Source organism: Gordonia sp. UBA7860 (genome assembly GCF_002500165.1).
Classification (GTDB): domain Bacteria; phylum Actinomycetota; class Actinomycetes; order Mycobacteriales; family Mycobacteriaceae; genus Gordonia; species Gordonia sputi.
The window spans coordinates 1-25,517 of sequence record NZ_DLSO01000168.1 but is presented as its reverse complement, the minus strand read 5'-3'; the positions used below and the strand labels follow the sequence as shown (position 1 = coordinate 25,517).

At 64.9% G+C, this 25,517-nt stretch carries 33 protein-coding genes; 10 read left to right on the top strand and 23 right to left on the bottom strand.

Annotated features, from left to right (window positions below; all coding sequences use genetic code 11):
• Window positions 1-6 precede the first annotated feature (6 nt).
• The 13 genes from ahcY to B3T59_RS20650 form a co-directional block, all read right to left on the bottom strand.
• Entirely contained in the window at window positions 7-1,485 is a 1,479-nt protein-coding gene (gene ahcY / locus B3T59_RS20710) for an adenosylhomocysteinase (RefSeq protein WP_287005017.1), read from the bottom strand.
• 228 nt (window positions 1,486-1,713) lie between these two features.
• Window positions 1,714-3,219, bottom strand: a complete 1,506-nt coding sequence (locus tag B3T59_RS20705; protein WP_251722822.1) for an APC family permease — start codon at window positions 3,217-3,219, stop codon at window positions 1,714-1,716.
• Window positions 3,220-3,405: 186 nt separating this feature from the next.
• The gene (locus tag B3T59_RS20700) at window positions 3,406-4,362 is read right to left on the bottom strand and encodes a cation diffusion facilitator family transporter (RefSeq protein ID WP_251722821.1); all 957 of its coding nucleotides are present in this window, start codon (window positions 4,360-4,362) and stop codon (window positions 3,406-3,408) included.
• A 185-nt stretch (window positions 4,363-4,547) separates the two neighbouring features.
• Window positions 4,548-4,844: a WXG100 family type VII secretion target gene (locus B3T59_RS20695; protein ID WP_287005016.1), complete on the bottom strand. Its 297-nt coding sequence runs from the start codon at window positions 4,842-4,844 to the stop codon at window positions 4,548-4,550.
• A 118-nt stretch (window positions 4,845-4,962) separates the two neighbouring features.
• A complete protein-coding gene (locus B3T59_RS20690) occupies window positions 4,963-5,292 on the bottom strand; it encodes a WXG100 family type VII secretion target (protein ID WP_005207997.1) in 330 nt (109 codons plus the stop codon).
• Between the two features lie 124 nt (window positions 5,293-5,416).
• Window positions 5,417-6,280 (bottom strand): ESX secretion-associated protein EspG, encoded by an 864-nt coding sequence (locus B3T59_RS20685; protein ID WP_005207996.1) that lies wholly within the window; start codon window positions 6,278-6,280, stop codon window positions 5,417-5,419.
• The gene (locus B3T59_RS20680; RefSeq protein ID WP_287005015.1) at window positions 6,277-7,332 is read right to left on the bottom strand and encodes a PPE domain-containing protein; all 1,056 of its coding nucleotides are present in this window, start codon (window positions 7,330-7,332) and stop codon (window positions 6,277-6,279) included. The genes B3T59_RS20685 and B3T59_RS20680 overlap by 4 nt, the downstream gene beginning before the upstream one ends.
• 115 nt (window positions 7,333-7,447) lie before the next feature.
• Window positions 7,448-7,753: a PE family protein gene (locus B3T59_RS20675; RefSeq protein WP_005207994.1), complete on the bottom strand. Its 306-nt coding sequence runs from the start codon at window positions 7,751-7,753 to the stop codon at window positions 7,448-7,450.
• 48 nt (window positions 7,754-7,801) lie between these two features.
• Window positions 7,802-9,220: a hypothetical protein gene (locus B3T59_RS20670; RefSeq protein WP_005207993.1), complete on the bottom strand. Its 1,419-nt coding sequence runs from the start codon at window positions 9,218-9,220 to the stop codon at window positions 7,802-7,804.
• Entirely contained in the window at window positions 9,217-9,525 is a 309-nt protein-coding gene (locus B3T59_RS20665) for a type VII secretion target (protein WP_287005014.1), read from the bottom strand. Before B3T59_RS20665 ends, B3T59_RS20670 begins: the two co-directional genes overlap by 4 nt.
• 151 nt (window positions 9,526-9,676) lie before the next feature.
• The gene (locus B3T59_RS20660) at window positions 9,677-9,991 is read right to left on the bottom strand and encodes a YbaB/EbfC family nucleoid-associated protein (RefSeq protein WP_005207991.1); all 315 of its coding nucleotides are present in this window, start codon (window positions 9,989-9,991) and stop codon (window positions 9,677-9,679) included.
• A 10-nt stretch (window positions 9,992-10,001) separates the two neighbouring features.
• Window positions 10,002-10,313 (bottom strand): hypothetical protein, encoded by a 312-nt coding sequence (locus tag B3T59_RS20655; RefSeq protein WP_051994049.1) that lies wholly within the window; start codon window positions 10,311-10,313, stop codon window positions 10,002-10,004.
• A gap of 333 nt (window positions 10,314-10,646) precedes the next feature.
• The gene (locus tag B3T59_RS20650) at window positions 10,647-11,471 is read right to left on the bottom strand and encodes a DedA family protein (protein WP_376782601.1); all 825 of its coding nucleotides are present in this window, start codon (window positions 11,469-11,471) and stop codon (window positions 10,647-10,649) included.
• Between the two features lie 274 nt (window positions 11,472-11,745).
• Here B3T59_RS20650 and B3T59_RS20645 point away from each other — a divergent pair, with 274 nt between their 5' ends.
• The 3 genes from B3T59_RS20645 to B3T59_RS20635 all read left to right on the top strand — a co-directional run bounded on the left by B3T59_RS20645 (window position 11,746) and on the right by B3T59_RS20635 (window position 13,995).
• Complete coding sequence (locus tag B3T59_RS20645) at window positions 11,746-12,756, top strand: alpha/beta fold hydrolase (protein WP_210734281.1); 1,011 nt, start codon at window positions 11,746-11,748, stop codon at window positions 12,754-12,756.
• Window positions 12,757-12,839: 83 nt separating this feature from the next.
• Window positions 12,840-13,415, top strand: a complete 576-nt coding sequence (locus B3T59_RS20640; protein WP_005207987.1) for a TM2 domain-containing protein — start codon at window positions 12,840-12,842, stop codon at window positions 13,413-13,415.
• 91 nt (window positions 13,416-13,506) lie between these two features.
• On the top strand, window positions 13,507-13,995 hold the full coding sequence (locus B3T59_RS20635) for a hypothetical protein (protein WP_005207986.1): 489 nt from the start codon (window positions 13,507-13,509) through the stop codon (window positions 13,993-13,995).
• Window positions 13,996-14,041: 46 nt separating this feature from the next.
• Here B3T59_RS20635 and B3T59_RS20630 read toward each other — a convergent pair whose 3' ends face one another.
• From B3T59_RS20630 to infA, 9 genes are all read right to left on the bottom strand, one after another.
• Window positions 14,042-14,560, bottom strand: a complete 519-nt coding sequence (locus B3T59_RS20630; RefSeq protein ID WP_287005013.1) for a hypothetical protein — start codon at window positions 14,558-14,560, stop codon at window positions 14,042-14,044.
• A gap of 24 nt (window positions 14,561-14,584) precedes the next feature.
• Window positions 14,585-15,469 (bottom strand): tRNA pseudouridine(38-40) synthase TruA, encoded by an 885-nt coding sequence (gene truA, locus B3T59_RS20625; RefSeq protein ID WP_064903107.1) that lies wholly within the window; start codon window positions 15,467-15,469, stop codon window positions 14,585-14,587.
• Window positions 15,470-15,493: 24 nt separating this feature from the next.
• Complete coding sequence (gene rplQ, locus B3T59_RS20620) at window positions 15,494-16,102, bottom strand: 50S ribosomal protein L17 (protein WP_005207983.1); 609 nt, start codon at window positions 16,100-16,102, stop codon at window positions 15,494-15,496.
• A 60-nt stretch (window positions 16,103-16,162) separates the two neighbouring features.
• Complete coding sequence (locus B3T59_RS20615) at window positions 16,163-17,215, bottom strand: DNA-directed RNA polymerase subunit alpha (RefSeq protein WP_005207982.1); 1,053 nt, start codon at window positions 17,213-17,215, stop codon at window positions 16,163-16,165.
• A gap of 75 nt (window positions 17,216-17,290) precedes the next feature.
• Complete coding sequence (gene rpsD, locus B3T59_RS20610) at window positions 17,291-17,896, bottom strand: 30S ribosomal protein S4 (protein WP_005207981.1); 606 nt, start codon at window positions 17,894-17,896, stop codon at window positions 17,291-17,293.
• A gap of 23 nt (window positions 17,897-17,919) precedes the next feature.
• The gene (rpsK, locus tag B3T59_RS20605; protein WP_005207980.1) at window positions 17,920-18,327 is read right to left on the bottom strand and encodes a 30S ribosomal protein S11; all 408 of its coding nucleotides are present in this window, start codon (window positions 18,325-18,327) and stop codon (window positions 17,920-17,922) included.
• The gene (rpsM, locus tag B3T59_RS20600; RefSeq protein WP_005207979.1) at window positions 18,327-18,695 is read right to left on the bottom strand and encodes a 30S ribosomal protein S13; all 369 of its coding nucleotides are present in this window, start codon (window positions 18,693-18,695) and stop codon (window positions 18,327-18,329) included. Before rpsM ends, rpsK begins: the two co-directional genes overlap by 1 nt.
• Before the next feature lie 289 nt (window positions 18,696-18,984).
• Window positions 18,985-19,098 carry a 50S ribosomal protein L36 gene (gene rpmJ / locus B3T59_RS20595; protein ID WP_005207978.1) on the bottom strand — a complete coding sequence of 38 codons (114 nt, stop codon included), beginning with the start codon at window positions 19,096-19,098 and terminating at the stop codon, window positions 18,985-18,987.
• 87 nt (window positions 19,099-19,185) lie between these two features.
• A complete protein-coding gene (infA, locus tag B3T59_RS20590; protein WP_005170487.1) occupies window positions 19,186-19,407 on the bottom strand; it encodes a translation initiation factor IF-1 in 222 nt (73 codons plus the stop codon).
• 395 nt (window positions 19,408-19,802) lie between these two features.
• On the opposite strand from infA, the gene B3T59_RS20585 reads away from it, so the two are divergent.
• The 5 genes from B3T59_RS20585 to B3T59_RS20565 all read left to right on the top strand — a co-directional run bounded on the left by B3T59_RS20585 (window position 19,803) and on the right by B3T59_RS20565 (window position 23,655).
• Window positions 19,803-20,198: an inorganic phosphate transporter gene (locus B3T59_RS20585; protein WP_287005012.1), complete on the top strand. Its 396-nt coding sequence runs from the start codon at window positions 19,803-19,805 to the stop codon at window positions 20,196-20,198.
• A gap of 83 nt (window positions 20,199-20,281) precedes the next feature.
• Entirely contained in the window at window positions 20,282-21,664 is a 1,383-nt protein-coding gene (locus B3T59_RS20580; RefSeq protein WP_064868524.1) for an IS1380 family transposase, read from the top strand.
• 94 nt (window positions 21,665-21,758) lie between these two features.
• Complete coding sequence (locus B3T59_RS20575) at window positions 21,759-22,790, top strand: inorganic phosphate transporter (RefSeq protein ID WP_287005011.1); 1,032 nt, start codon at window positions 21,759-21,761, stop codon at window positions 22,788-22,790.
• Between the two features lie 37 nt (window positions 22,791-22,827).
• Window positions 22,828-23,172 carry an iron chaperone gene (locus B3T59_RS20570; protein WP_005207976.1) on the top strand — a complete coding sequence of 115 codons (345 nt, stop codon included), beginning with the start codon at window positions 22,828-22,830 and terminating at the stop codon, window positions 23,170-23,172.
• A gap of 87 nt (window positions 23,173-23,259) precedes the next feature.
• Window positions 23,260-23,655: a phage holin family protein gene (locus B3T59_RS20565; protein ID WP_005207975.1), complete on the top strand. Its 396-nt coding sequence runs from the start codon at window positions 23,260-23,262 to the stop codon at window positions 23,653-23,655.
• 73 nt (window positions 23,656-23,728) lie between these two features.
• Here B3T59_RS20565 and B3T59_RS20560 read toward each other — a convergent pair whose 3' ends face one another.
• Window positions 23,729-24,586 (bottom strand): LLM class F420-dependent oxidoreductase, encoded by an 858-nt coding sequence (locus B3T59_RS20560; RefSeq protein ID WP_287005010.1) that lies wholly within the window; start codon window positions 24,584-24,586, stop codon window positions 23,729-23,731.
• 129 nt (window positions 24,587-24,715) lie between these two features.
• Between B3T59_RS20560 and dtd the strand changes: the two genes are divergently transcribed.
• Window positions 24,716-25,165 carry a D-aminoacyl-tRNA deacylase gene (dtd, locus tag B3T59_RS20555; protein ID WP_267626167.1) on the top strand — a complete coding sequence of 150 codons (450 nt, stop codon included), beginning with the start codon at window positions 24,716-24,718 and terminating at the stop codon, window positions 25,163-25,165.
• A gap of 63 nt (window positions 25,166-25,228) precedes the next feature.
• Window positions 25,229-25,517: formate dehydrogenase accessory sulfurtransferase FdhD (locus B3T59_RS20550; RefSeq protein ID WP_287005009.1), on the top strand; the 289-nt coding region annotated here is incomplete at its 3' end.

Below are 25,517 nucleotides of genomic sequence, written 5' to 3'. Positions count from 1 at the left end.
GGTAGATCAGTAGCGGTAGTGCTCGGGCTTGTACGGCCCCTCGACGTCGACGTTGATGTACTCCGCCTGCTCCTTGGTGAGCTTGGTCAGAGTGCCACCGAGTGCTTCGACATGGATCTTCGCGACCTTCTCGTCAAGGTGCTTGGGAAGCCGGTAGACCTCGTTGTCGTACTCGTTGTTCTTGGTCCACAGCTCGATCTGCGCGATGACCTGGTTGGAGAAGCTGTTGCTCATCACGAACGACGGGTGACCCGTCGCGTTGCCGAGGTTGAGCAGTCGCCCCTCGCTGAGGACGAGGATGGACTTGCCGTCGCCGAAGACCCACTGGTCGACCTGCGGCTTGATGTTGATGCGGGTCGCGCCCGAGGTCTCCAAGCCTGCCATGTCGATCTCGTTGTCGAAGTGACCGATGTTGCCGAGAATGGCCTGATTCTTCATCTGCTTCATATGCTCGAGCAGGATGATGTCCTTGTTGCCCGTCGAGGTGACGACGATGTCGGCGTCGCCGATCGCCTGCTCGACGGTGACGACGTCGAATCCGTCCATGAGCGCCTGTAGCGCGTTGATCGGATCGATCTCGGTGACCTGCACGCGGGCGCCCTGGCCTGCGAGCGACTCTGCGCAACCCTTGCCGACGTCTCCGTAGCCGCAGATCAGCACCTTCTTGCCGCCGATGAGCACGTCGGTGCCGCGGTTGATGCCGTCGATCAGCGAGTGGCGCGTGCCGTACTTGTTGTCGAACTTGCTCTTGGTGACCGAGTCGTTGACGTTGATCGCGGGGAACGAGAGTTCACCGGCAGCAGCGAACTGGTAGAGCCGCAGCACGCCCGTGGTCGTCTCCTCGGTGACGCCCTTGACCGACTCGGCAATCTTCGTCCACTTGGTCTTGTCCTCGGCAAACGTGGTGCGCAGCAGCTCGAGGAACACCTTGTACTCGGCAGGATCGTCGTCGTCCGCAGGAGGGACGACACCCGCCTGCTCGAACTGCGCACCGCGCAGCACAAGCATGGTGGCGTCGCCGCCGTCGTCGAGAATCATGTTCGCGGGCTCGTCGGGATTGGGCCAGGTGAGCATTTGCTCGGCCGCCCACCAGTACTCCTCGAGAGTCTCGCCCTTCCACGCGAAGACCGGAACACCCTTCGGCTCGTCGACGGTGCCGTGCGGGCCGACGACGATCGCTGCCGCGGCATGGTCCTGGGTGGAGAAGATGTTGCACGACGCCCACCGCACCTGCGCGCCGAGTGCGACGAGGGTCTCGATCAGCACCGCGGTCTGCACGGTCATGTGCAGCGAACCGGAGATACGCGCACCCTTCAGCGGCGCGACGTCAGCGTATTCGCGACGCAGCGACATCAGGCCTGGCATCTCGTGCTCGGCGAGTCCGATCTCCTTGCGGCCGAACTCGGCAAGCGACAGGTCGGCGACCTTGTAGTCGATGCCGTTCTTGGTGTCCACCTGAGGTGCCTCGTTCTGCACCATGGTCATGTCTTCCCCTTATCCGTGAAATCGCATGTCACCGATGTGTGCCGCCGGGCACGCGCCTGTATGAGGGTGTCGCGCCGACTGTTCGCCGACGCGCCGATTGAACGGGCACGCGAACTGCGCACCCGAAAGTCACTCCACTACGAGGCTATCTAATACCGCAGACAAGGCCATGGCTGGCCACACGTCGAGCGGCGAACGCGGTGCCGTGCGAGCCCGGCGAGGCGACGCTCACAGATCCTTGTCCGAGGCAACGCCCTCTACCTCGCCGCGCTCGCGACGGCCAACCATCGAATGGCGCATTCCGTAGAGCACGTAGATCAGCACGCCGATGACCATCCAGATCACGAAGCGAATCCACGTCAGCGCCGACAGGTTCAGCATCAGCCACAGGCACGCAAGGATCGCGAGCACCGGAATGATCGGCCCACCGGGAACGGTGAACCCGCGTTCGAGGTCAGGCCGGGTCCGACGCAAGACCAGCACACCCGCGGCGACGACGATGAACGCGAAGAGCGTTCCGACGTTGACCATCTCCTCGAGCTTGTTGATCGGGAAGAATCCCGCGACCACGGCGACCACAACACCGATCAGCACGGTCAACCGCACGGGGGTTCCGAACCGCGGACTCGTCTTGGCCAACCCGCGCGGCAGCAGACCGTCGCGACACATCGCGAAGGCGACGCGTGACTGGCCGAGCATCAGCACCATGACGACCGTCGTCAAGCCCGCCAGTGCGCCGATGGCGATCACCTTCTCCGCCCAGGTGACCCCGTTCAACGCGAAGACGTCAGCGAGGTTCTTCGAGTCACCGCCGCTGCTCGCGAGCTGTTTGTAGTTCGCCATGCCGGTGACGACGATCGTGACCAGCACGTAGAGCACTGTGACGATCAGCAACGACCCGAGGATGCCCCTCGGAACGTCCTTGCGCGGATTGCGGGTCTCCTCCGCGGTGGTGGCGACGACGTCGAATCCGATGAACGCGAAGAACACGATCGACGCCGCGGCGAGCACGCCGTACCACCCGTAGGACGAGTCGCCTCCTCCTGTGATCAGCGAGAAGAGCGTCGAATCAACAGAAGCCTTTTCACCTGCCGCGTGTTCCGCAGGCGGCACGAAGGGGTGGTAGTTCGCCGTCTTGATGTAGAAGAAGCCGACGACGATGACGAGCAGCACGACGCCGACCTTGATCGCGGTGATCACGGCGCTGACACGCGACGACAGCTTGGTGCCCAGAGCAAGCAGTGTTGTCACAACCGCGACGATGACAATCGCACCCCAGTCGATGGTGTGCGACCCGATGTCGACAGTCCCGCCGGAGAAGCCGAACACGCTGCCGAGGTAGCTCGACCATCCCTTCGACACCACAGCCGCACCGACCGCGAACTCCAGGATCAGATCCCAGCCGAGAATCCAGGCGAGGAACTCGCCGAATGTCGCGTAGCCGAATGTGTATGCGGACCCTGCGACGGGAACGGTCGAGGCGAACTCGGCATAACAGAGTGCCGCCAGCGCGCAGGTGATGGCGGCCATGACGAATGACAGGGAGATCGCCGGCCCCGCTTTGTCGCCGGCAGTCGACACGGTGATCGTGAAGATACCCGCACCGATCACGACCGAGACACCGAAGACGATGAGGTCCCGCCACGTCAGATCCTTGCGAAGTCTGTGCTCGGGCTCGTCGGTGTCGGCCATCGACTGCTCGACAGACTTGGTGCGTGTGAACGCGTTGGCCATCAGCGCTTCTCCCTGCATTTCTGGTCAGCAGTGTCAGGTCAGCATCGTCGACGCGTCGTCCGTCTTCTCGACCGACGCAGGGTCGGAGTGACTTGTGATCCCCCGACTCGACAGTGTGCTCACGCAACCGGCGTTCCGGTTATCGCGGATTCACACGCTACCGACTGCGCGGGTGGTGTGAGGGCTTTAACGCGAAGACGTGTCGGCCCGATCTGCGGCGGGCTGCGCCGAGCCCCGATCAATGTCGGGTTCGAGATAGATGATCCTCGCTTGTGGCACGGCCGTACGGATTCTCGCTTCGGCGTCGTCGATGATATGCGCGACCGCCACCACATCTGTCCCGGCCGGGATCGCGATCTTGGCGGCCACGAGGAGCTCGTCGGGCCCGAGGTACTGGGTCTTCATGTGAATGACGCGATCGACCCCATCGGACTCGAGCGCTTCGCGGAGAGCGACCTCTTCCTCCACCGTCGCACCCTCTCCGATCAGAAGGCTCTTCATCTCGACGATCAGCACGATCGCGATCACGCCGAGCAGAACGCCGATCGCCAGCGTTCCGATACCGTCCCACACCGCATTGCCGGTGATCATGGTCAACCCGACGCCGAGCAGCGCCAGTAGAAGACCGATCAACGCGCCCGTGTCTTCGAGGAGAACCACCGGGAGTTCCGGATTCCGCGAGTTGCGGATGAATCGCCACCACGACGCACCGCCCTTGAGCGGGCGCGATTCACGCATGGCCGTCGTGAAGCTGTAGCCCTCGAGGCAGATGGCGACAAGCAGGATCACGATCGCGACGATCGGCGACTCGAGTCCGTGATCGTTTGCGTGGGTGATCTTTTCGATGCCCTCATAGATCGCGAACATAGAACCGAGCGTGAAGATCACCAACGCCACGACGAACGAATAGAAGTACCGGGCGCGCCCATAACCGAACGGATGAAGCTGGTCGGCCTCCTGGCTTGCGCGCTTCTGCCCGAGCAACAACAGCCCCTGATTGCTGGTGTCGGCGACGGAGTGCACACCCTCCGCGAGCATCGACGAGGACCCGGTGATCGCGAATCCGACGAACTTGGCCACGGCGATACCGGCGTTGGCCGCGAGTGCCGCGAGAATTGCCTTCTTGGAACCTTCTGCCGACACCGTGTTGTCCTTCCATCGACGTCATTGCCGCCCGCCGCACAGGCATCGCCGGTCATTCTTGTCGCCTGAGACTCTAACCGACCACCCCGGAACGAACATGCCGGCGTTTCGCGCGGGCGGGTATGGGACCACGCAGGCACAACCGCAGGCCCCACCCCGCCCCGCCCCCGTTCGGGACGTCACATTCAGATGGAGCCGAAACCGCGCCCGATCGCGCCGTCGAGCTCCGACATCGTGTTCGACGCGTTCTGCACGCCGCGGTGCAGGCCGAACAGTTGATCGCGCGACTGGAGGAAGATGCGGTCCCAATTCGCCTGCGCCTGCTCGTACGACGCCTTGGCAGTATTCGACGTCCAGATCTCGTCGAGCGAGTGGACCTGCCGCTTGAGTTCGTCGGCGAGGTCGCTCAGCCGCGCGAACTCCGACTGGAGATTGCCGCTGAGATCGCCGAGACCTGCAAAGTTGTATTCGATCTGTCCCATGTCTGTATTCCTTTCTGATCGCTCGAACCGAATGCCCCCGAGCGTGAATGTGTCGAGCGTGAACGTGTCGAGCGCGAATGTGGTTGTGCCGTTGCGTGACTGGCCGTGATCACCTGCGTCAGATCCGCACGCCTCCGGGCTGGAAACCACCCGCGACCTGAGCATCGTTGTCCTCGTATCCGGTAAAGCCGCTGCTGAGCTTGTTCCGGATGTCGTCGAGCGCGTTGTGCAACGCCAGCGCCGACGAGTTCCAGTCGGCGTGGGTATCGGTGAAGGCCGCCGACGCCTTGCCCTGCCACGACGCGGCGCCGTTCGACGATGCCCGTGCGATGCGACCGATGGTCTCCTGCATGTCGGCGACCACCCCCGCAACCGATTTCGTTGTGGCCATTGCCGATTCGACGTCGACCTTGACCGCTCCCCCGCCGTTGTCACCGAGATTGAGCATCCTGATCCTCCTGTGGTTGAGCACCGATCACGGTGCCTCGCGGTATCCGCGACTCAGATACCGTTGGTGTGCACGACGTTCGGAATCGGTTCCGACGTCGCTTCCCGAACGAGTGGCCCGGACGTCACCGGGGCCACCAGCCGTCGGGAAGGGTCTCGATCAGCAGACCCACGGCCTGACCGATGCGATGACCCGAACCCGGCGACAGCGTGGTCCACACCCTGCCGTCGGGAGATCTACTTGGACCGGCAACGATTCGACCTCGCGCTGTGTCGATGACGCCGAGCGCTCCCGGGGATTGCGTGAGCATTCCGCCGCGGCGCGAGACCGCGACAACTTCAATGCGACGCTCAATCGTCGCGAAAGCACGTGCCACAGCGCCGGAATCGCCCGGTGGCATACCCAATCGCGTCAGTGTTCGCGCGACCTCAGCGGTAGCCAGACAGCGCCCGAGACGATCTGCGAGTTCGTCGCACGGACACGCGAGCGCACCGAACTCCAAGGGTTCCGGGCGCGCTATGGGTTTCTGGTCCGCTATGCCCCGATCGCTCCTGTCATCGTCTCCGCGATCTGTGCAGTGTCGACGTACCAGCGCCGAGACCGCGGCGACGTCAGGAAGCTCGACGACCGTGATGTCGATGGTGTCGCCGCTCCTCACGGCGAAGACGTGGCGGTCGTCACGACGCGCGAGACACGCACGGACGGTGTCGGATTCGGTGAATGTGCGGATTTCCAACTCTCGGTCGGGCAGCGCGAGTACCCGCAGTGCGGTCGCAAGCCATGGCACGGGATCGCCCACGTCATCGACGAGTCGAAGCTCGGCGATGCGGGCGTCGGCCGCGGAGTGTGCGGCGCGCGCACGCTCGGCATCGTCGTCGATGGCGAGGAGATCGAGCACGACCGGCCAGGTGGTCACACCGAACCGCGCACCGACCCGGCGTAGAGTCGCGACATCCACTCGTCCACCTCGCGTCGCTGTCCAGATCATCGCGTCGACACCTCCCCGAGCCGAAGGGTCTGCTCGAGATAGGCGGGATCTATTGTCGGCGAGCCCGATTCAACGCCGGAGTCGATCGTCACCTGCGAGGTGACCGCAACGCCTGCGGCTGCCCAGGTGGCAGGCGGCTCGTGAGCGATCCCGGCGCCACATACCGGTTCGCCGCGATCGGCGGCTACCGCTACTGTTCGCGTCACACGCTGCTCGGTCGTCGCAGCCACCGACGGGGCGACGGGCGGTTGCATCGACTCCGATGGCATCGGTCGTGATGTAGGTGTCGGCGTAGCGGCCGCCGTGGCCTGCGGGGCCGCCGCGAGGGTCGTCGCCGCGTATCCGGCCGTGACCGGCGGCGGCACCATTGGCCCGAACGGCGATCCACCCCCGGCCAGCCGTGTCGTCGCGTTTGTTGTTGTCACCGTGTGGGGCTCGACGTTCGCGGCGTCCGCTGCGCTGCGAGCAGCGCTCGCCGCCGACTGCTCGGCAAGCAGTGCCGCGTCGGAGACCAGCAGCGGCGCGCGATCCTCGACATGCCACGGCTGCGCTGAGGGCGTCGCAGCCTGTTCGTATGCCTCCATCACGCGGGCCGCGCGCATGCGCTGGTCGTGTCGGGCGCGCTCGGCGTGGGCGGCAGCGCCCGTGATGACAGGCGCGACCGCACTCACCGACCTCGCGAGATCGCTCAGTCCGTCGACCAGATCCACCTCTCCGGCGGCGGGCATCGCCAGCCTCGCAACTGTTGCTGCCGCACCCTGCTCCTGCGCGAGAACAGCGTTCGACGCCGCGGTCGCCGCGGCATCGGCAAACCAGCCGCCCAACGCGGTCAGCCGATCGAGCGCCTCGCTTGCGTGGGTGGATGCCCACGATCCCCCCATCCGCGCCAGGATGGTGCCGTATTCGACTGCGGCGTCGCCCATCTCGCTCGCGACAGCACCCCACGCGCCCCCCGCCTCGATCAAGGACGCAGGACCGACACCGGACGCGAGATCGGACACGAGCCGATCGGTGGTACGTGCGTCCCAGATGACGCCGGTGAAACCGGTCACTGCACTACTCCTTCCTTTCGAGAGCTTGACTGCTACAGCGGTATTCAGCTACAGCGGTATTCGCCGGCAGCTCTTGTCGTACTCGATGTCTTGACGTGCGGCTTCGCAGCCCGACTCAGATACGCAGTCCGCGTGCGACCGCGTCGTCGGCGTCGACGACCCGTGTCGCCTGGGCGCGCAATGTGGCAGCGATTTTGCGTAGTTCGAAGACTCCCGACGCGGCGTCGGCGTCGAACCCGCGCGCGACGGCATCGAAGGAACCCGCGACCGCGACTGACACCTCGTCGCGACCAGCCGTGGCAACCGTCCGCCGATCGGCGGTACTGATCACCGACTTCTCAATTCGATCGGCCAATCGGTCGAGATCTCTTGCGGCAGTAATCAGTTCGTCGGGGTCGACGCTGAGTTTCGGATCCGGCATGGCACACCTCCAGGTGTCTCGGACAGTGGTCGTTGGCGAGAGGACGGATCAACTCTGCGGCTCGGTCTCCAGTTCGGAGTCGTGCCACAAGAGGCGCAGTTGGATATCCGGTGTCGGCGATGACTCGGGTTGCGCAGGTTGATCACCGATCACGGAGGGAGCCACCTCGTGCGACTCGCCAACCACCTCCAAACCGTGTTCTTCGGTGACGAGGTAGTCAGGAATCTCGTGGTGCTCCGCGGCATCCGCTGCGCCGCGCGCCGCGCCCGCCGCCATCATCGGGGCCATTGACGCCGGCACGGGAGTCGTTGTCGTACCGGCGGTTCGAGTTGTCTGCGACGGCGTCAACGACGCAGGCTCGGTGGTCCCTATCCCGGCAGACATGCCCGCCCGTGCGGCCCCGAGAGGCGCCGACGCCGCACCCAGACCACCAACCCCCATACCCAGAGCGCCGGCACCCATCCCAGCCGCGCCGACAGTGGCGTCGCCCGATCCCCCGCGCGGTCCTGCGAGATCGGGATCGTCACCGGCGACGAGGTGGTCGAGACGTGCGGCGTCGACGCCGTCGCCGGAGGCGATACCGAGCATCTCGCTGACAGGAGCCATCAACGCAGAGGGCAGTTGTGTCGCGGTGGAGACGAGGGGCGAGACCGCCTCGAGGATCGAACTGGCCAGCGCGAACGGTGACTGCGCTGCCGATGTTGCGGCCGTCGGCGGGGCTGTCACGTTGACAGGGGCCCCGTTGACGACCATTTGCGTTGTCGGGCCGAGCAATTGGGCCCGAGTCACCGCGACCGCGGCAGTCGCCTCGGCAAGACCCTCGGTAGCGAATGCGACCGCGGCGCCCTGCCCGACCGGCGTCACAAGGCCCGGCCCGAGCACCGCGATCTTGCCGATCGTCGCCGCGATGATCCCCTGCACGGTCGCGAGGCCAGCCGCCACGATCCCCGCTGCGGCTTGGATGTCGATCGACATCACCCCGCCCTGGGTCGACAGCGCGGCACTGTCGGCGCTCGCCTGCGCCGTTTTTGTCGTCGCACCCAGCGACGCCTGGCCTGCCCACAAGGTATCGAGCACACCGAGAGCCTGTGTGGCGGTGGACATCGCGGTGTCGAGCACCGTCGACAAGCTATCGAAGAGCATCGACGGGTCGACCGGTGCGCCGGCCAGGTTGCCGCTTCCGAATCCGCCCAGGAGATCGGTGATCGGCTTGAGCAGCATGCCGATGTCTATCGTCGGCAGCGGCGGAAGTCCCGGCATGGGCGGTAGCGCCGGGAACTGTGGAATCTGCGGCAGGCCGAGTCCGGCGAGTACCTCACCAACGGGCCTATCGAGGATCGGCCCGAGAGGCGTGGCGTCGATCATGTCCTGGATCGACATGTTGTTGACCGCGGGAACATCGGGCATCGACGTGTCGATCGCGTCGGGCAGATGTGGCCCACCCGTGGCGGGTTGCGGCGAGCTCACAGCACCGACCGAATTGCTGCCGCACCGGCCGCGTCGTTGGCGTCGAATTCAGCGAGTGCGGCCACCGTGCTCGCGGCAGTCGATGCGTGGACGGCCGCGAGGCTCCCGACCCCGACCAGGTGGTTGGCCTGAGCGGTGATGAAAGCCGCCAAGAACTCTTGACCGATGAGCCCGAACACCCCGATCATCGCAGCGGTGTTCGCCGCTGCGTCGACCGTGCCCGCCGCGCCTACCGCGGTGCCGATCGCCACGTTGGTTGCCGCAAAGCCTTCCAGCACTTCAGGTGTCACCGTCACGTTGTCCATGTGGTCCCCTCGTTGATGAGCGATTGCAGGTTTACGGTTCTCTGTGCTTGAGCGGCTATCTGTGCTTGAGCGGTTCTTCGAGCTTTGGGGATCTGACGCGCCCTGCGCCCGAAAGGTTCCATCGAATTTCCCGACGTTGCGTCGGTGTCGGTCATCGGCTCTCGAGCTGCTCGGCGAAGACCGCGGTGAACTCTTCGGTGAGCGCCGCACGTGCGGCAAACGCACGTTGGGCACCGAGAAGTGCTGTCGCGACGATCTGTTCGCCCAGCCGCACCTCGCCGAGATCGCTGGCGCCTTCTTCCAACCACAGACCGGTCAGCGCCCCACTGCCGTCTACCTCCGCCGTCACCAGTCCGTCCGACGAACTCTCCCGCACGCTCAACGCGGCCAGCCGGTCGCCGAAGTCGGCAAGGTGACCCAGTTGAGCCCGTGCGCGCGCTTCGAGTTCGTCCATTGCACCCGTCATCGTCTTCGCCTCACACCCGGCGCAGCCACGACGCCGGGACGTCGTCGCGCTCGTCGTCGAGTTGCTCGGCGCGGGAGAGGTCGTCGGTGGTCGGCAAGCCCATTGCATCGACGACGTCGCGCGACGCCCCGGCCTCGAGAAGCTCGTCGCGCCAACGGATACCGGCGGCCATCGCCGATTGCCTGCAGAGCCGCAGGATCTCGTCGGCGAGGACGTCAGGCCTCTTCTCGAGCTGCGATCGATCAATGCGGACGCGCGTCGGCAGACCTTGCGGTGTGGTCACCACCGTGATCGCGCCGGATCGTGATCGCGCAGAGGACATTCGAAATGCTGCGGGAACCTGCGCTTGCGACTCGTGGTCGCTCGTCGACCCGAAGTCGTTGCGCTGCCCGAAATCGTTCTGCTGCCCGAAATTGTTCTGCTGGACTGACATCTGATCCCGCATCCCCCTGACCCCTCCGTATATGACCCCACCGGCCGCGCTGCTGACCTCACTCGTCAAGCGCGTTGTGCGTTGAGATATTGCCACCCGGTGGGCCTCCCGGCGATACCCCGACGCTTGCTTGTGGATAAGTCATTCTGTCGGATTTTTACGTTTCGCGACGAACAAACGCGTAAACATCTGCGAGGGCATCGAGTGTGCGATCCCGCGATGCTAGTTCTGCGACTCTCCCGAGCAGCCCGCGCCCAGTCCATCGACGTCCGAGTCGCCACCCTCATGGCCGTCGCCGGCTGGGGTGTCACCCCCAGAACCGTCACCCTCAGAACCGTCACCCTCAGAACTGCCGGTCTCACAACTGCCGGTCCCAGAACCGCCACCCTCAGCGTCGCCGACCCGCGCGTCGCCACCGGCCCCGACTGCGTCGGCCCCCTTCAGCCGACGCACTGCGCGCCACCGTCGGGCGCCTTCGATGAGTGTGGGCACCACCACGGTCAGCACCGACGCGACGATGATCAGTTCGAGGTGATCGCGGATGATCGGCACGGAGCCGAGGAAGTAGCCGAGGACGATGATGCCCGCCGCCCAGACGATGCTGCCGAGAACGCTGAAGAACGTGAACACCGAGTGGCGCATCCCGCTGAAGCCCGCGACAAGCGGCGTCAATGTGCGCACGATCCCGATGAACCGACCGAAGAACACGGTCAGCGGACCGAACCTGTCGAAGAAGCGGTGCGTCCGCTCGATGTAGGTCGGTCCGATTGTGCGCATCAGACGGCCCTCGAGCACTCCGCGGCCGAGCCGTCGACCGATCAGGAATCCACACTGGTCGCCGAGGATCGCGGCCAACGGAACCAGCACACACAACAGCCAGAGCGGGGCGAAAGGTTCCGGCTGAGCCGCAAGGACGCCCGCGGTGAACAGAATCGAGTCGCCGGGGAACACGAAACCGATGAGCAGGCCCGTTTCGATGAAGATCAGCAGGCACAGTCCGACGAGCCCGCCCGTGGTCAGAAACGCGTCGATGTCGAACGGATTCATTGCCCGCAAGCCTATCGACACCCGGGCGCCCGCGATGTGGTCGAACCCACTCGTTTGCGCTCACGTTAACTCGCTGCAACATGGTGGGCAGACAACGCCTATCAGGTGTTTACTCGGAGGTAAGGCGTTGTGGTCACATGCCGCCAGCCGAGACATCACGCCGTTGTGATCACGCGAGGAGTTAGTCGTGTCAGAAGCCCCGACCCGAGTCGGCGGAATCAAACGTTCCGGTGGCTCGTCGTCTGCCAACCTACGCCCGGTCTCCGACACTGAAATGCGCATCGAATACAAGGTCATCCACGGCTACCGACGGGCATATCGGATCGCGGGGAGCGGACCGGCACTGCTTCTCATCCACGGCATCGGCGACAACTCGTCGACGTGGAACGAAGTCATTCCCATGCTCGCCCAGCACTACACCGTCATCGCACCCGACCTCTTGGGGCACGGACGATCGGACAAGCCGCGCGCCGACTACTCCGTCCCAGCATTCGCAAACGGCATGCGCGATCTGCTGGTGGTACTCGGCATCAGCAAGGTCACCGTCGTCGGGCACTCGCTCGGCGGCGGCGTCGCAATGCAGTTCTGCTACCAGTTCCCCAGGTTCGTCGAGCGGCTCGTCCTGGTCGCCGCGGGCGGCGTCAGCCGGGAGGTCAACCCCGCCCTGAGGCTGGTGACGTTGCCACTGGTCAACAGCGCACTCACAGCACTACGGGTTCCGGGAGTGCTGCCTGCACTCCGTTTGGGCGTCAGCGTGATCGCCGCAACGCCAACGCCTCCGGGAATCCCCGACCTCCCGCATGATCTGTCACCTAAACGCATGCTCAACGACCACGAGGATCTGCTTCGCGTCCTCGGCGATCTCGCGGCACCCACCGCATCGGCGGCATTCCTCCGCACCCTGCGGGCAGTGGTCGACTGGCGAGGGCAATCGATCACGATGCTCGACCGATGTTATTTGACCGAGTACCTGCCCGTTTTGATTGTCTGGGGCGACGACGACACCGTCATCCCCTACGAACACGCCCTGCTCGCGAATTCGGCGATCGGCCACAGCGAGATGTCGACGTTCCACGGCTCGGGCCACTTCCCCTTCCACGACGACCCGGAACGCTTCGTGCAGGTCGTCATGGAGTTCCTCGAACGCAACGAACCCATGGAGTTCGACTCCCAGGTCTGGCGCAGGCTGATGACCGAGGGCCGCAAGAGTTCCGACATCGTTGGCGACGAGCAGACCGTCGAGGCAGTGTTCGACGCCATCGACGACGAGCGCAGCGCAACCTGAGGTCAGCCGACCGAACGACATACGCCCATTCGTTGAGACCCGGGGGGCGACACCTGTCGGGGGTCCATGCGAGTATTGGCGCCATGAGCTATCCCGACAATTCGAACCAGGATGCCCGCGGCAACGAGCAGCCCTACGGTTCTTCGCCCTACGGCGCTCCATCACCGTTCGGTCCCGCCGCCGGCGACCAGTTCATGCCGCTCCCGTACGAGAACGGAACCCCCGGTTCGCCGACCTACGGAGCCCAGGGATACGGCGCTCAGGGATACGGAGCCCAGGGATACGGAGCCCAGGGATACGGGGCTCAGGGATATGCGGTCCCCGGGTACGGGATGCAAGCCGGTTACCCCGGCGCCGCGGATCCGATGGCCCCGTACGGACGCGACCCCTTCACCGGTGAGCCCCTCTCGAGCAAGTCCAAGGTCACGGCGGGCCTGCTCCAACTGTTCCTCGGCGGTTTCGGCGCGGGACGGTTCTACCTCGGATATACCGGCATCGGCGTCGCACAGCTCGTGCTGACGATCGTCGGGTGGATCACGACGTTCCTTTTCATCGGCTTCTTCATCCTGCCCGCGGTCGGGATCTGGGTCCTCGTCGACGCCATCATGATGTTCACCGGCAGCGTCCGCGACTCGAACGGCTACAAACTCCGATCTTGACGCCCTGACGAGGCTGCCGTTGCTGTGCAATGGCAGCCAGTGAGGACCGCGACCCAGTGACGACGGTGACCCCCGTGAGGACGGTGACACAGTGAGCTACCCGGACGCGCCGAACCCCGATCCGCCGAAACCTCGCGGGCCCGAATCAACCGGTCCCGCGTGGAGCGACGTCGAGTTGCCGCCGACGCCTGCCCCGGGAAGCTACGCTGCGGCACCGCCGCCGAGCGATCCGATCCTCGTCTCGATCGGTGACATCCACTGCACGCGCAGCCAGGTCATCACACCCGCGGGCAACGCACCACTGGCCGGGTCGCGGTGGAGCTTCGTCGATATGTCACGCACCACCAACGAGATCCCGCAGTGGGCCCTCATCGTGGGAATCGTGACGGCCGTACTGTTCTGCGGACTCGGCCTGCTGTTTCTTCTGGTGAAGGAGGAGCGCACCATCGGGTTCGTGCAGATCACCGTGTCTGCTGGACCAGTCGCCCACACCACCGCGATCCCGGTGATGTCACGGGCAGCCGTTGCCGACCTCGGCGCGCGCGTCAACTACGCGCAGACACTCGCATATTCGGCGTAACGGCCCAGACAGCCAGACGATCAGACGAGCAGCAAGCAGGTCGGACTCAGGCGAGAAACGCCACGGCAAGCACGGCGATTACCACGGTGAGCACGAGAGCCACACACGCAATCAGTGCCAGCGTCTGCTTGCTGCACCGCTGATGCCAGCCGTGCAACACCAACTCGTCGTAGACAAGAAAGCCCACACGGTTCGTGGGCTGCGGCTCCCATTTTCCGGTAGCAGCCTCTCTCACCAGCGCGGTCGACAACTCCAATCCGCGTCCGGCAAGGATCGTCGACCTCCTCATTCCGAAGCCCACCCCGGAATCGCTGTCGCTCAACGGAAACCTGCCGGCGCCCGGAAATCGGTCGCCGGCACCAGTCGATCGGCGGCGCAGTCCACCGAGTCCCTCGCGACGAAACGCGTGGGCATCCGGCTCGAACGTCACAAGGCTCGACACCCCGTCTGCCCGCAACGCCACCTCGTTCTCTGACAACCGGGCACACTCGATCTTCTCTGCGGCGGCAGCCCTCTGCAGTCGGGCGATTGCCTTGTCGACCGTCTCGGGACGGCGCTCACCCATCGACGCATACCGCCGTTGTCATCACTAGTCGCCGCAACATCCTTGTGCGCCTTCGGTTGTCGCGACCCGGACGTCGCGGGTGATCGCATTGCGCGCCGCCAGCTCGTCGGCCTCCGGATAGTCGACGCCGACGAGACACAGTCCCCGCGCCTCGGCGACGGGCACCTTCGCGCTGCGTTCACGCTCGCCGAGAAGCGCTCGGCACCAGTCGACATCGCGCCGACCATCCCCCACCGACGCCACCGCACCGACGAGCGAGCGCACCATCGACCAGCAGAACGCATCGGCGCTGACCTCGCCGATCAGCACGCCGTCGGCGTCACGTGACCACGAGAACCGTTGCAGATCGCGGATCGTCGTAGCACCTTCGCGGCGTCGACAAAAGGCGGCAAAGTCGTTGAGCCCCACCAACGCCGACGACGCCGCGTTCATCGCTTCCACGTCGAGCGGCCGTCGCCATGCGGCGGTGGTGCGCGCGAGGACCGGTTCGGCACCGAATGCCGCGTCGGACAGTCGGTACCGGTAGTGACGCCGCAACGCCGAGAACCGTGCGTCGAAGTGGTCACTGACCGACGCGGCCTGCTTCACGCGCACATCGTCGGGAAGCATCTTGGCGAGTCGTCCGACGAGGCGCCCGGGGTCGCCGTCTATTGAGCGCGTGTCGAGTGCCGACACGGGAATGTCGGCGTGCGCGACCTGACCGGTGGCGTGGACGCCCGCGTCCGTCCGTCCGGCGACGGTCAGCCGGACCGGTACCCGCAGCACCGTCGACAACGCCGTCTCGACGACCTCACATACCGTGCGCTGACTGATCTGTCGCGCCCAGCCCGCGAAATCGGTTCCGTCGTAGCCGATGTCGAAACGCAGACGAACGGACCCGCCACCTGGTGTGGTGGCGGGTCCGCTCATGTCTGGCGTGTTCAGCCGTCCGACCTACTTGTCGTCGGCCTTGTCGCCGTCGACGTCGGCGTCAGCAGCTTCGGCCTCCGGTGCGGTGGCAGCCGTCGACTCATCGTCGACAGCCTCGGCCACGGCCTCGGCGTTCTCGACCTGTGCCGGGGTTGCCTCGTCGGCGACGGCCTCGACGACGTTGTCGGCCTCGGCTGCCGGAGCAGCGGCCTTCTCGTCAGCAGCCTTCTTCGACGCAGCGACACGGGTGGCGCGGGTGGCCTCGGTCGACGCGGTGTTCTCACGCACCAGCTCGATCACAGCCATGGGGGCGTTGTCGCCCTTGCGGTTGATCGTCTTGATGATGCGTGTGTAGCCGCCCGGACGGTCCGCGAAGAACGGGCCGATCTCGGCGAACAGCGTGTGGACGACGTCCTTGTCGCGGATGTCCTTCATGACCTCACGACGGTTGGCCAGCTTGCCGGCCTTGGCGTGGGTGATGATCTTTTCCGCGTACGGGCGCAGGCGCTTGGCCTTTGCTTCGGTGGTGGTGATGCGGCCGTGCTCGAAGAGCGAGGTGGCGAGATTCGCCAACATCGCCTTCTGGTGGCTGGCCGACCCGCCGAGGCGGGCACCCTTGGTGGGCTTGGGCATTGTCTTCTCCTAGGAGGACCCGACGATCGCTCGACGAGTCAGGTTTGGCAGTCGCAGCGACTAGAGCTGCTCGGTCTCCGCGAAATCCTCACCGGAGTCAGCGTCGAAAGACGCGTCGTCCGACCACGTTCCGGTTGCCGGGTCGTAACCGGCGACCTGCGACGGATCGAAGCTGGCCGGGCTGTCCTTGAGCGACAGACCCAGGGTGTGCAGCTTGACCTTCACCTCGTCGATCGACTTCTGACCGAAGTTGCGGATGTCGAGCAGATCCGACTCGGTACGTGCAACCAGCTCGCCGACGGTGTGAACACCTTCGCGCTTGAGGCAGTTGTACGAACGGACGGTCAGATCCAGATCCTCGATCGGCAGGCTGAACGACGCGATGTGGTCAGCCTCCGCAGGCGACGGCCCGATCTCGATTCCCTCAGCCTCGACGTTGAGCTCCCGAGCCAGACCAAACAGCTCGACCAGGGTCTTACCCGCGGACGCCAGGGCGTCACGAGCGCTGATCGAGTTCTTGGTCTCGACGTCGAGCACCAAACGGTCGAAGTCGGTGCGCTGCTCGACGCGGGTGGCCTCCACCTTGTAGGTGACCTTCAGCACCGGCGAGTAGATCGAGTCGACCGGAATACGGCCGATCTCGGCTCCCGACGCCTTGTTCTGCACGGCAGGCACGTATCCACGGCCCCGCTCGACGACGAGCTCGATCTCGAGCTTGCCCTTGTCGTTCAGGGTGGCGATGTGCAGATCCGGGTTGTGCACGGTGACGCCTGCGGGCGGCACGATGTCAGCACCGGTGACGGTGCCCGGACCCTGCTTACGCACATACATGGTGACCGGCTCGTCCTCTTCGGAGCTCACCACGAGGCCCTTGAGGTTCAGGATGATGTCGGTGACATCTTCCTTCACGCCGGGGACGGTGGTGAACTCGTGCAGAACTCCGTCGATGCGGATGCTGGTGATCGCAGCACCCGGAATCGAGCTGAGCAGGGTACGACGCAGCGAGTTACCGAGGGTGTAGCCAAAGCCCGGCTCGAGCGGTTCGATGACGAACTTCGACCGGTCGTCGGCGATGATCTCCTCGGTGAGGGTTGGTCGCTGTGAGATGAGCATTTCTTGATTTCTCCTTGTGGCCGACCGCTATTTGACGGCCTAGAAGTGGACCGAAACAGCTTGTGCTGCTTGGTTTTACTTGCTGTAGAACTCGACGATGAGCTGCTCGGTGAGCGGAACCTCGATCTGAGCGCGCTCGGGCACGTTGTGCACGAGGATGCGCAGCGTCGAAGGAACCACCTGCAGCCAGCCCGGAACCGGACGATCGCCGACGAGCTCCTTGGCGATCTGGAACGGAGTGGTCTGCAGCGACTTCGGGCGGACGTCGATGATGTCGTACTGGCTGACGCGGTAGCTGGGGACATCCACGCGCACACCGTTGACGGTGAAGTGACCGTGGGTGACCAGCTGACGTGCCTGACGACGGGTACGTGCCAAACCTGCGCGGTAGACAACGTTGTCGAGACGGGTCTCGAGGATGCGCAGCAGCTCGTCGCCGGTCTTGCCGTTACGACGATTGGCCTCCTCGTAGTAGCGACGGAACTGCTTTTCCATCACTCCGTAGGTGAAGCGTGCCTTCTGCTTCTCCTGCAGCTGCTGCAGGTATTCGCTCTCCTTGATCCGCGAGCGGCCGTGCTGGCCGGGCGGGTAGGGGCGACGCTCGAACGCCTGGTCGCCTCCGATGAGGTCGACGCGCAGACGACGGGACTTCTTTGTTGCGGGGCCGGTATAACGAGCCATGTTTTCTCTTCCTCCCTTTCCCGCTAGACCCGACGCCGCTTGGGCGGACGGCAACCGTTGTGCGGCTGCGGGGTGACATCGGAAATGGTGCCGACTTCGAGGCCGGCTGCCTGCAGCGACCGGATGGCGGTCTCGCGACCCGAGCCCGGTCCCTTGACGAACACGTCGACCTTCTTGACGCCGTGCTCCTGGGCCTTGCGCGCAGCGTTCTCGGCCGCGAGCTGAGCCGCGAACGGGGTGCTCTTGCGCGAGCCCTTGAAGCCGACGTGACCCGACGATGCCCAGCTGATGACATTGCCGTTGGGGTCGGTGATCGACACGATGGTGTTGTTGAACGTCGACTTGATGTGTGCGTTGCCGTGCGGGACGTTCTTTTTATCGCGACGGCGTGCGCCCTTCTTGGGGCCTGCGCTACGTGACTTCGGAGGCATTACTTCTTCTTCCCGGCGATGGTCTTCTTCGGGCCCTTACGAGTACGGGCATTGGTCTTGGTGCGCTGTCCACGGACGGGCAGGCCACGACGGTGGCGCAGACCCTGGTAGCAGCCGATCTCGATCTTGCGACGGATATCGGCCTGCACCTCGCGGCGCAGGTCACCCTCGACCTTCACCGAGCCTTCGATGTACTCACGCAGCTTTGTGACGTCTGCGTCGGTGAGGTCCTTGGCGCGCAGGTCGGGGCTCAGCCCGGTGCCCGCAAGGATCTCCTTGGAGGTGGTACGCCCAACTCCGTAGATGTAGGTCAGTGCGATCTCGAGCCGCTTCTCGCGGGGAAGATCGACACCAGCAACACGTGCCATGTGGCGGATTTCCTTTACTTTTCAGAGGTCTTCTCCCGGTCCGTCCCCTACTCGTCTGTACTGCTTGCTCTGAGGGGCTCCGGCCTCTGCACGAAGCGAGTTGTACTCGCTGCGCGGTGTCGAGCGGTGGTCCGCGTGACACAGTCCGGAGGTAGGCGGTGACGCGTCTGTCGCCGCTGGTGCTGGGAGGGCTTCACAAGTTCTGCTCAGCTCTGGTGTGTGTATTCAGTTGTGTGTTTCACCAAGCGATCTGGTGGGGTGCTCCACGGTCGTACGACCGTGGGAGTGATCAGCCCTGACGCTGCTTGTGGCGCAGGTTCTCGCAGATCACCATGACCCGGCCGTTACGGCGGATCACTTTGCACTTTTCACAGATCGGCTTGACGCTCGGCTGAACCTTCACGTCAATCTCTCCTGTTGTCGCCCGTGCGCACGACCGAATGGCCGCACCACACGAGGGTTGTCCCGGACCGGTCTCGGCCGGGAAGTCTTACTTGTAGCGGTAAACGATGCGCCCGCGACCGAGGTCGTACGGCGAGAGTTCCACGACGACCCGATCCTCGGGCAGGATGCGGATGTAGTGCTGCCGCATCTTGCCGCTGATGTGGGCGAGAACCTTGTGACCGTTCTCCAGCTCAATGCGAAACATCGCATTGGGCAGGGGTTCGATAACCCGTCCCTCGACCTCGATGGCCCCGTCTTTCTTCGCCATGTCCTCCGCGATCCTCGGCGGCGTCGCGATCCGCTCGCAGGGCAACAAGTGCCCGGACGAACGATTCACCCCACTGCCCGGTTGAATCTGTGTTTATCCGTTAGTGTGTTGGCACCCGCTCCGAGAGCGAGGGCCTGGCGGCGATGTCTCCGGCCGCGCTCACCGGGTAGATGGCATGCGCATACCGGCACGACAAGCGCACCGACGTTCAATCCTACGCGAACTGGCCTAACAGTCCAAACCCGTGCCGTCTGACCCGAACCCGGGAAGCTGGTCTGACGCGACTCCGACATTTCGCCCGACGGGGTGACCGTGGGATGAACACACTCCGATGAGTTGCGCACGAGTCGTCTGGAGAGCCCATCCGGCATCCACCGGCTATCACTCTGGATTGAGTGGACCTCACAACACTTGCAGTGGTCGGCATCATCGCGCTTGCGGCGCTGTTCGACTTCACGAACGGATTCCACGATTCGGCGAACTCCATCGCCACCGTGGTCGCGACGCACGTCCTCAAGCCCAAGGTCGCGGTTGTGTGGGCGGCCGGCTGGAACTTCCTCGCCTTCTTCCTGATCGGGACCGCGGTCGCGGACACCGTCGGAGAGACGGTGAAGGCGCAGTACTACAGCGTTGCCGTCGTCTTCGCCGCACTGCTCGCCGCGGTCATCTGGAACTTCCTCTCGTGGCACTTCGGAATTCCGACGTCGTCGTCGCACGCCCTCATCGGCGGCCTCGTCGGCGCCGCGCTGATTAAGCCTCGATCCACCGATTCGTATTCGTTTGGGCGGTGAGGGATAGACGAAATGCCCTGTCTGAGTGACAGAATGGGAATTGTCTAGGTTTCCATCCGTGCACGCAGAAGGGCATCTCGTAGATGCGATTGTCTCACAGTCATCCGGTCCGGTCTGCATCCTGTGATGATCCGAATCTCCTCGGCGCGGCGGGGTTGGTGCCGGTGATGACGTTGGCCGAGCAAGCGGGCCTGTCGGGGTTGGCTCTCGAGCATCTGACGGTGCCGACCGACAAGGGCGCCAATCCGGATCGGAAGGTGTTCTCGCTGGTCGCGGGCATGGTGGCCGGTGCCGACAGCATCGATGACATGGCCGTACTGCGGCACGGTGCGATGGGGAAGGTGTTCGACCATCCGTATGCCCCGTCGACGTTGGGGTCGTTTCTGCGCGAGTTCCGGTTCGGGCATGTCCGGCAATTGGATGCGATCGCCGCCCGCACGCTCGCTGGCCTGCACACCCACACCCCGGTACTGGCCGGGATCGACGGGCCGGTGATGGTCGACATCGACGACTCGATCATCGAGGTCCACGGCCCGGCCAAACAGGGCGCTGGGTTCGGCTACACCCGGGTACGGGGGCTCAACTCGGCGATCACCACCATCAGCACCGCCCACGGTGCACCGGTGATCGCTGCTCAACGACTACGCAAAGGAGCATGCAATTCCGCCCGCGGAGCCCATCGGTTGATCGCCGACACACTGGCTAGCGTGCGGCGTCTGCGGTCGACTGACGCGTCGGGGCCGGTGCTGGTGCGGGCGGATTCAGCGTTCTACGGTCACCGCGCCGTCAGTGCTGCGATCGGTGCCGGCGCCCAGGTATCGGTCACCGTGCGCCAAGACTTGCGGATACGTGCGGCGATCAGCGAGATCGCAGCCGATGCGTGGACAAAGATCGAGTACACCGACGCGATTCTCGACGCGGACACCGGACTGTGGATCTCACGTGCCGAGGTCGCCGAGATAGCGTTCACCGCGTTCACCTCCAAAGCCAAAGCGCTGCAGGTTCCCGGGCGGCTGGTGGTGCGCCGTATCCCCGACTTCCGACCCGAGGGCGACGGCCTGTTCGATGTGTGGCGATTCCACGCCTTCTTCACCACCAGCGACCTCGACACCGTCACCGCCGACAAGACCCACCGCGCCCACGCGGTCATCGAACAAGTTCACGCCGATCTCAAAGCCTCCGCGCTCGCGCATCTGCCGTCGGGAAAGTTCTGCGCGAACGCCGCCTGGCTGGTGTGTGCGGTCATCGCGTTCAACCTGACTCGTGCTGCCGCCAGCCTCAGCGGCGGGCGTCTGGCCAAAGCCACCACATCCACGGTCCGCCGCACCCTGATCTGCATTCCGGCGCGGATCGCGTCCTCAGCCCGGCGCATCACCATGCACCTACCCGCCCGATGGCCGTGGGAAACCGAATGGAACCTGTTGTTCGACAACACTATTCACCGAAGACCGCCAACCTGGCCCTAACCACCCCGGCCCAACAGCCTCGATCCCGAAACCCGGTGAAACAAGCCGACATCAGAGATCGGCAACTGACTCATGCCCGCCACCCAGGCCGAACGTGCTCAACACTTTTCACCACACCGCAAAAGCCGATCGGTGGATCGAGGTTAAGGGTGGCATCGACGCGATCAAGGCGTCGAGTGTCGAGAAGACCGCGGCATTCATTGTGATCTCACCACTTGCGGGTCTTTTGCTCGGCGGTGCGCTCATGCTCATCCTGCGCGCAGCGCTCTTCCGCGCACCCGTCCTGCGCACGGAGAAACTCTTCCGGTGGTTCCAGCTCGCATCGTCGGGAGCCATCTCGCTTGCCCACGGCGGCAACGACGCACAGAAGACGATGGGCATCGTCGCGGGCCTCCTCGTCTCGACCGGCCACCTCACCCAGACCGGATCGTCACTGCCGGTGCCCGACTGGGTGGCCCTCGGCTGCTATCTGTTCATTGCGCTAGGAACTCTGTCAGGCGGATGGCGCATCGTCCGGACGATGGGCACCGGCATCACCCGACTACGCCCGGTCAGCGGTTTCTGCGCCGAGACGGGTGCCGCGATCGCACTCTTCGGCTCGACGGCCCTCGGCGCGCCGGTGTCGACAACCCACACGGTCGCAGGCGCGGTCGCAGGAGTCGGCACCACCAACCGCAACAGCACGGTCGACTGGGCGGTGTTCCGAAAGATGGTGGTGGCATGGGTCGTCACCATGCCGGCCGCGGCGATCGTCGCGGCCGCGGTCTACGGCCTCACCCAACTGCCGAGTCTCGCGGCGTCGACCATCGTGCTCGCCGTGCTGATCGCGGGGCTACTCGTGCTGCTGTGGAAATCGCTGCGCGCCGCACCCAAGGCCAGCGACGTCGAAGCAGATCTCGACAAAGAAGCCGAGGAGGAGTTCCCGATGCTCGCGGGAGCGGGTTCGATCATCCCGAGCGGCAAGCCACGACGCCCTCATGGTCACAAGGCGGATTCGTATGGTGACCATGAGGTCCCCGCAACCGGTACGGACGACGCCAAGGCCGCGAAGGAAGCCGAGCAGCGCAAACAACTCGACGAGCTGAACAAGGTCACGGCCGACCAGGTCCCCGAATTGTCCTGGTAATCGGGCGGTCGGGCATGGCGACGTGCCACGCTGAGGCGTGGGCACCATCGACGACTATCTGGCCGAACTCGATGACGACACCGACCGCGCAGTGATCGATCACATCTACACAACCGCCCGTGAGGTCGTCCCCGACGCCGAGCAGGGCAAGGGCTACGGCATGCCCGCCCTCACCTACCACGGCAAGCCACTGCTGTCGGTGATGCGAGCCGAAAAGCACATCGGCATCTATCCGTTCAGCCCGGAAGCGGTCTCGACAGCGGCCCCGGAACTCGAGGGCCTCGACATGGACAAGGGCACCATTCGGTTCCAACCGTCTGATCCCCCATCCGACGACGCCATCCGCACCCTCGTCACCGCGCGCCGCGATCAGATCGGCTGAGCTGAAAGGGCATCCGCCGCGAGGGGCGCGTCGCCGATCCGTCATACAGCGCGCGCCGCCCTGTCCGAATTTGGCAAGATCTTGTACATGCGTGCATTTCTGCTCCAGTCGGCGCTCTCGGGCGTCGCTCTCTGGGTGGCCACTCTGATCGTGCCCGGCCTGAGCTTTCAGTTTCCCGACGACGCGTCGGGCTTGGAAAAGTTCGGAATCGTGGTGCTCGTCGCCCTGATCTTCGGTGTGGTGAACGCCTTCATCAAGCCGATCGTGCAGCTCTTTTCGATACCGCTGTACATCCTCACCCTCGGTTTGATTCACATCGTGATCAATGCGTTCATGCTCGAGATCACCTCGTGGATCACGCACAACACGACGCACTGGGGGCTGCAGGTCGACAGCTTCTTCTGGGCTGCGATTTTCGGCGCGCTGGTCGTCTCGATCGTCAGTTGGCTGATTTCGATGGTGCTCAAGGAGCCGGTGCAGTAGCGCCGCTATCCGCGCGCGCTGAGGGTGTCGTCGGGCCTCGCCGCCACCGCGAAGTCGATCGTCGCGCGAAACCCTACGCCGAGATGATCGCAGCCAGTTGTTCGACGGGCGTTTCCGATCCGAGCACCTGAATCGTCACGTGATTGGCACCGGCCGCAAGGTGCTCGTCGAGTCGGGCTTTCACCTGCGCGGGAGTGCCATGTGCGACGAGGGCGTCGATCAACGCGTCGCTGCCTCCGTCGGCGATGTCCTCATCGGTGTATCCGAGGCGCTTGAGGTTCCTGGTGTAGTTGCTCAGATGCAGGTAGGGCTGGTCGACGGGTGGGCGACCGACGGCACGTGCCTCGTCGGCGTCCACGGTCAACACCACCTTGTGCTCCGGGGCGAGCAGCGCGTCGGGTCCGAGGATCTTCCTGGCCTCGGCGGTGTGCTCGGGAGTCGTCAGGTAGGGATGGGCGCCCAGTGACCGCTCGGCCGACATCCGCAGCATGCGCGGCCCGAGTGCGGCGAGCAGTCGACGGTCGGGCGGAACCTGCTTGCCGTCGAGAGCGTCGAGGTAGCGTCCGACAGCCTTGAACGGCGTCGTGTACTCCGACGTCGCCTCCGGATGCCCGGCACCGACACCGAGATAGAAGCGGCCGGGAAAGTCGCGCTCGAGTGCGTGGAACTCACCGGCAATGACGTACGGGACGGAGTTCCAGATATTCACGATGCCGGTGGCGACGGTGATGTGCTCCGTCGCCTCGAGGATCGTGCGAATCGGATGCAGATTCTTGGGCGACCCGCCGAGCCAGATGGTCCCGTAGCCGAGCTTCTCGATCTCGCGGGCCTCGTCGGGCGAGAACTGCTTGAACCAACCCCACGCGCCGTAGGTGCCGAACTTGGCGATGTGTTCTGCCTTGGTCTGCGCTGCCTTGGATGAAGCGGTCATGTTCACAGCGAACCTCATCTTCGCTCGCCGGTATTCCGACGCGTCGAAGTCGTCACCAGATCTTCATCTGATGTCCGACGCACTCGGCCACCAGCGGGTGGGTGCGGCCGATCTGTGATGCTGGTCGGCATGCGCGCAGTGATCCAACGAGCAACCCAGGCGAAGGTGACCGTCGACGGCGAGACGGTCGGTGAACTCGACATCGCTCCCGGAGGCTTCGGTCTCGTCGCGCTCGTCGGGGTCACCCACGACGACACTCCGGCGCACGCGACGAAACTCGCCGACAAGATCTGGCGGCTACGCATCCTCGACGGTCCGGACGGGCGCGAGAGTTCTGCCGCAGACCTCGACGCTCCGATCCTGGTGATCAGCCAGTTCACCCTGTACGCCAACACCACCAAGGGTCGACGCCCCTCGTGGAATGCCGCGGCACCCGGCGCGGTCGCCGAACCGCTCGTCGACGCCGTGGTCGCGGAACTGCGTACCGCCGGAGCGACCGTCGCGACGGGCCGTTTCGGCGCGCACATGGAGGTCTCGCTGGTCAACGACGGTCCGGTGACCCTCATCGTCGACGTCTGAGACCCCCGACTGCGGCCGCTCATCGGGTGGGCGAGTCGCCCGGCAACCGATACCGTGGTTTATATGGGCCGAATCACAGCACGACGTCGCGTTACTCGCGTCCGTCGCGGCGCGCAGCCGACAACGCGCGTCGACGTGCTGGCCGTCGAAGAGCCGTTGGAGATGCGCGTCAACGGCGAACGTCTCGCGGTCACGATGCGGACCCCGGGACACGATGTCGAACTCGCGTCGGGATTCCTCGTCTCCGAGGGTGTGCTGGTCCGCGCGGAGGACCTCGCCACGGCCCGCTACTGTGCCGGCGCCGGGAGCGCAGCGAGCGGGCCGAATGACGACGGCGCCGGGAGCGCAGCGA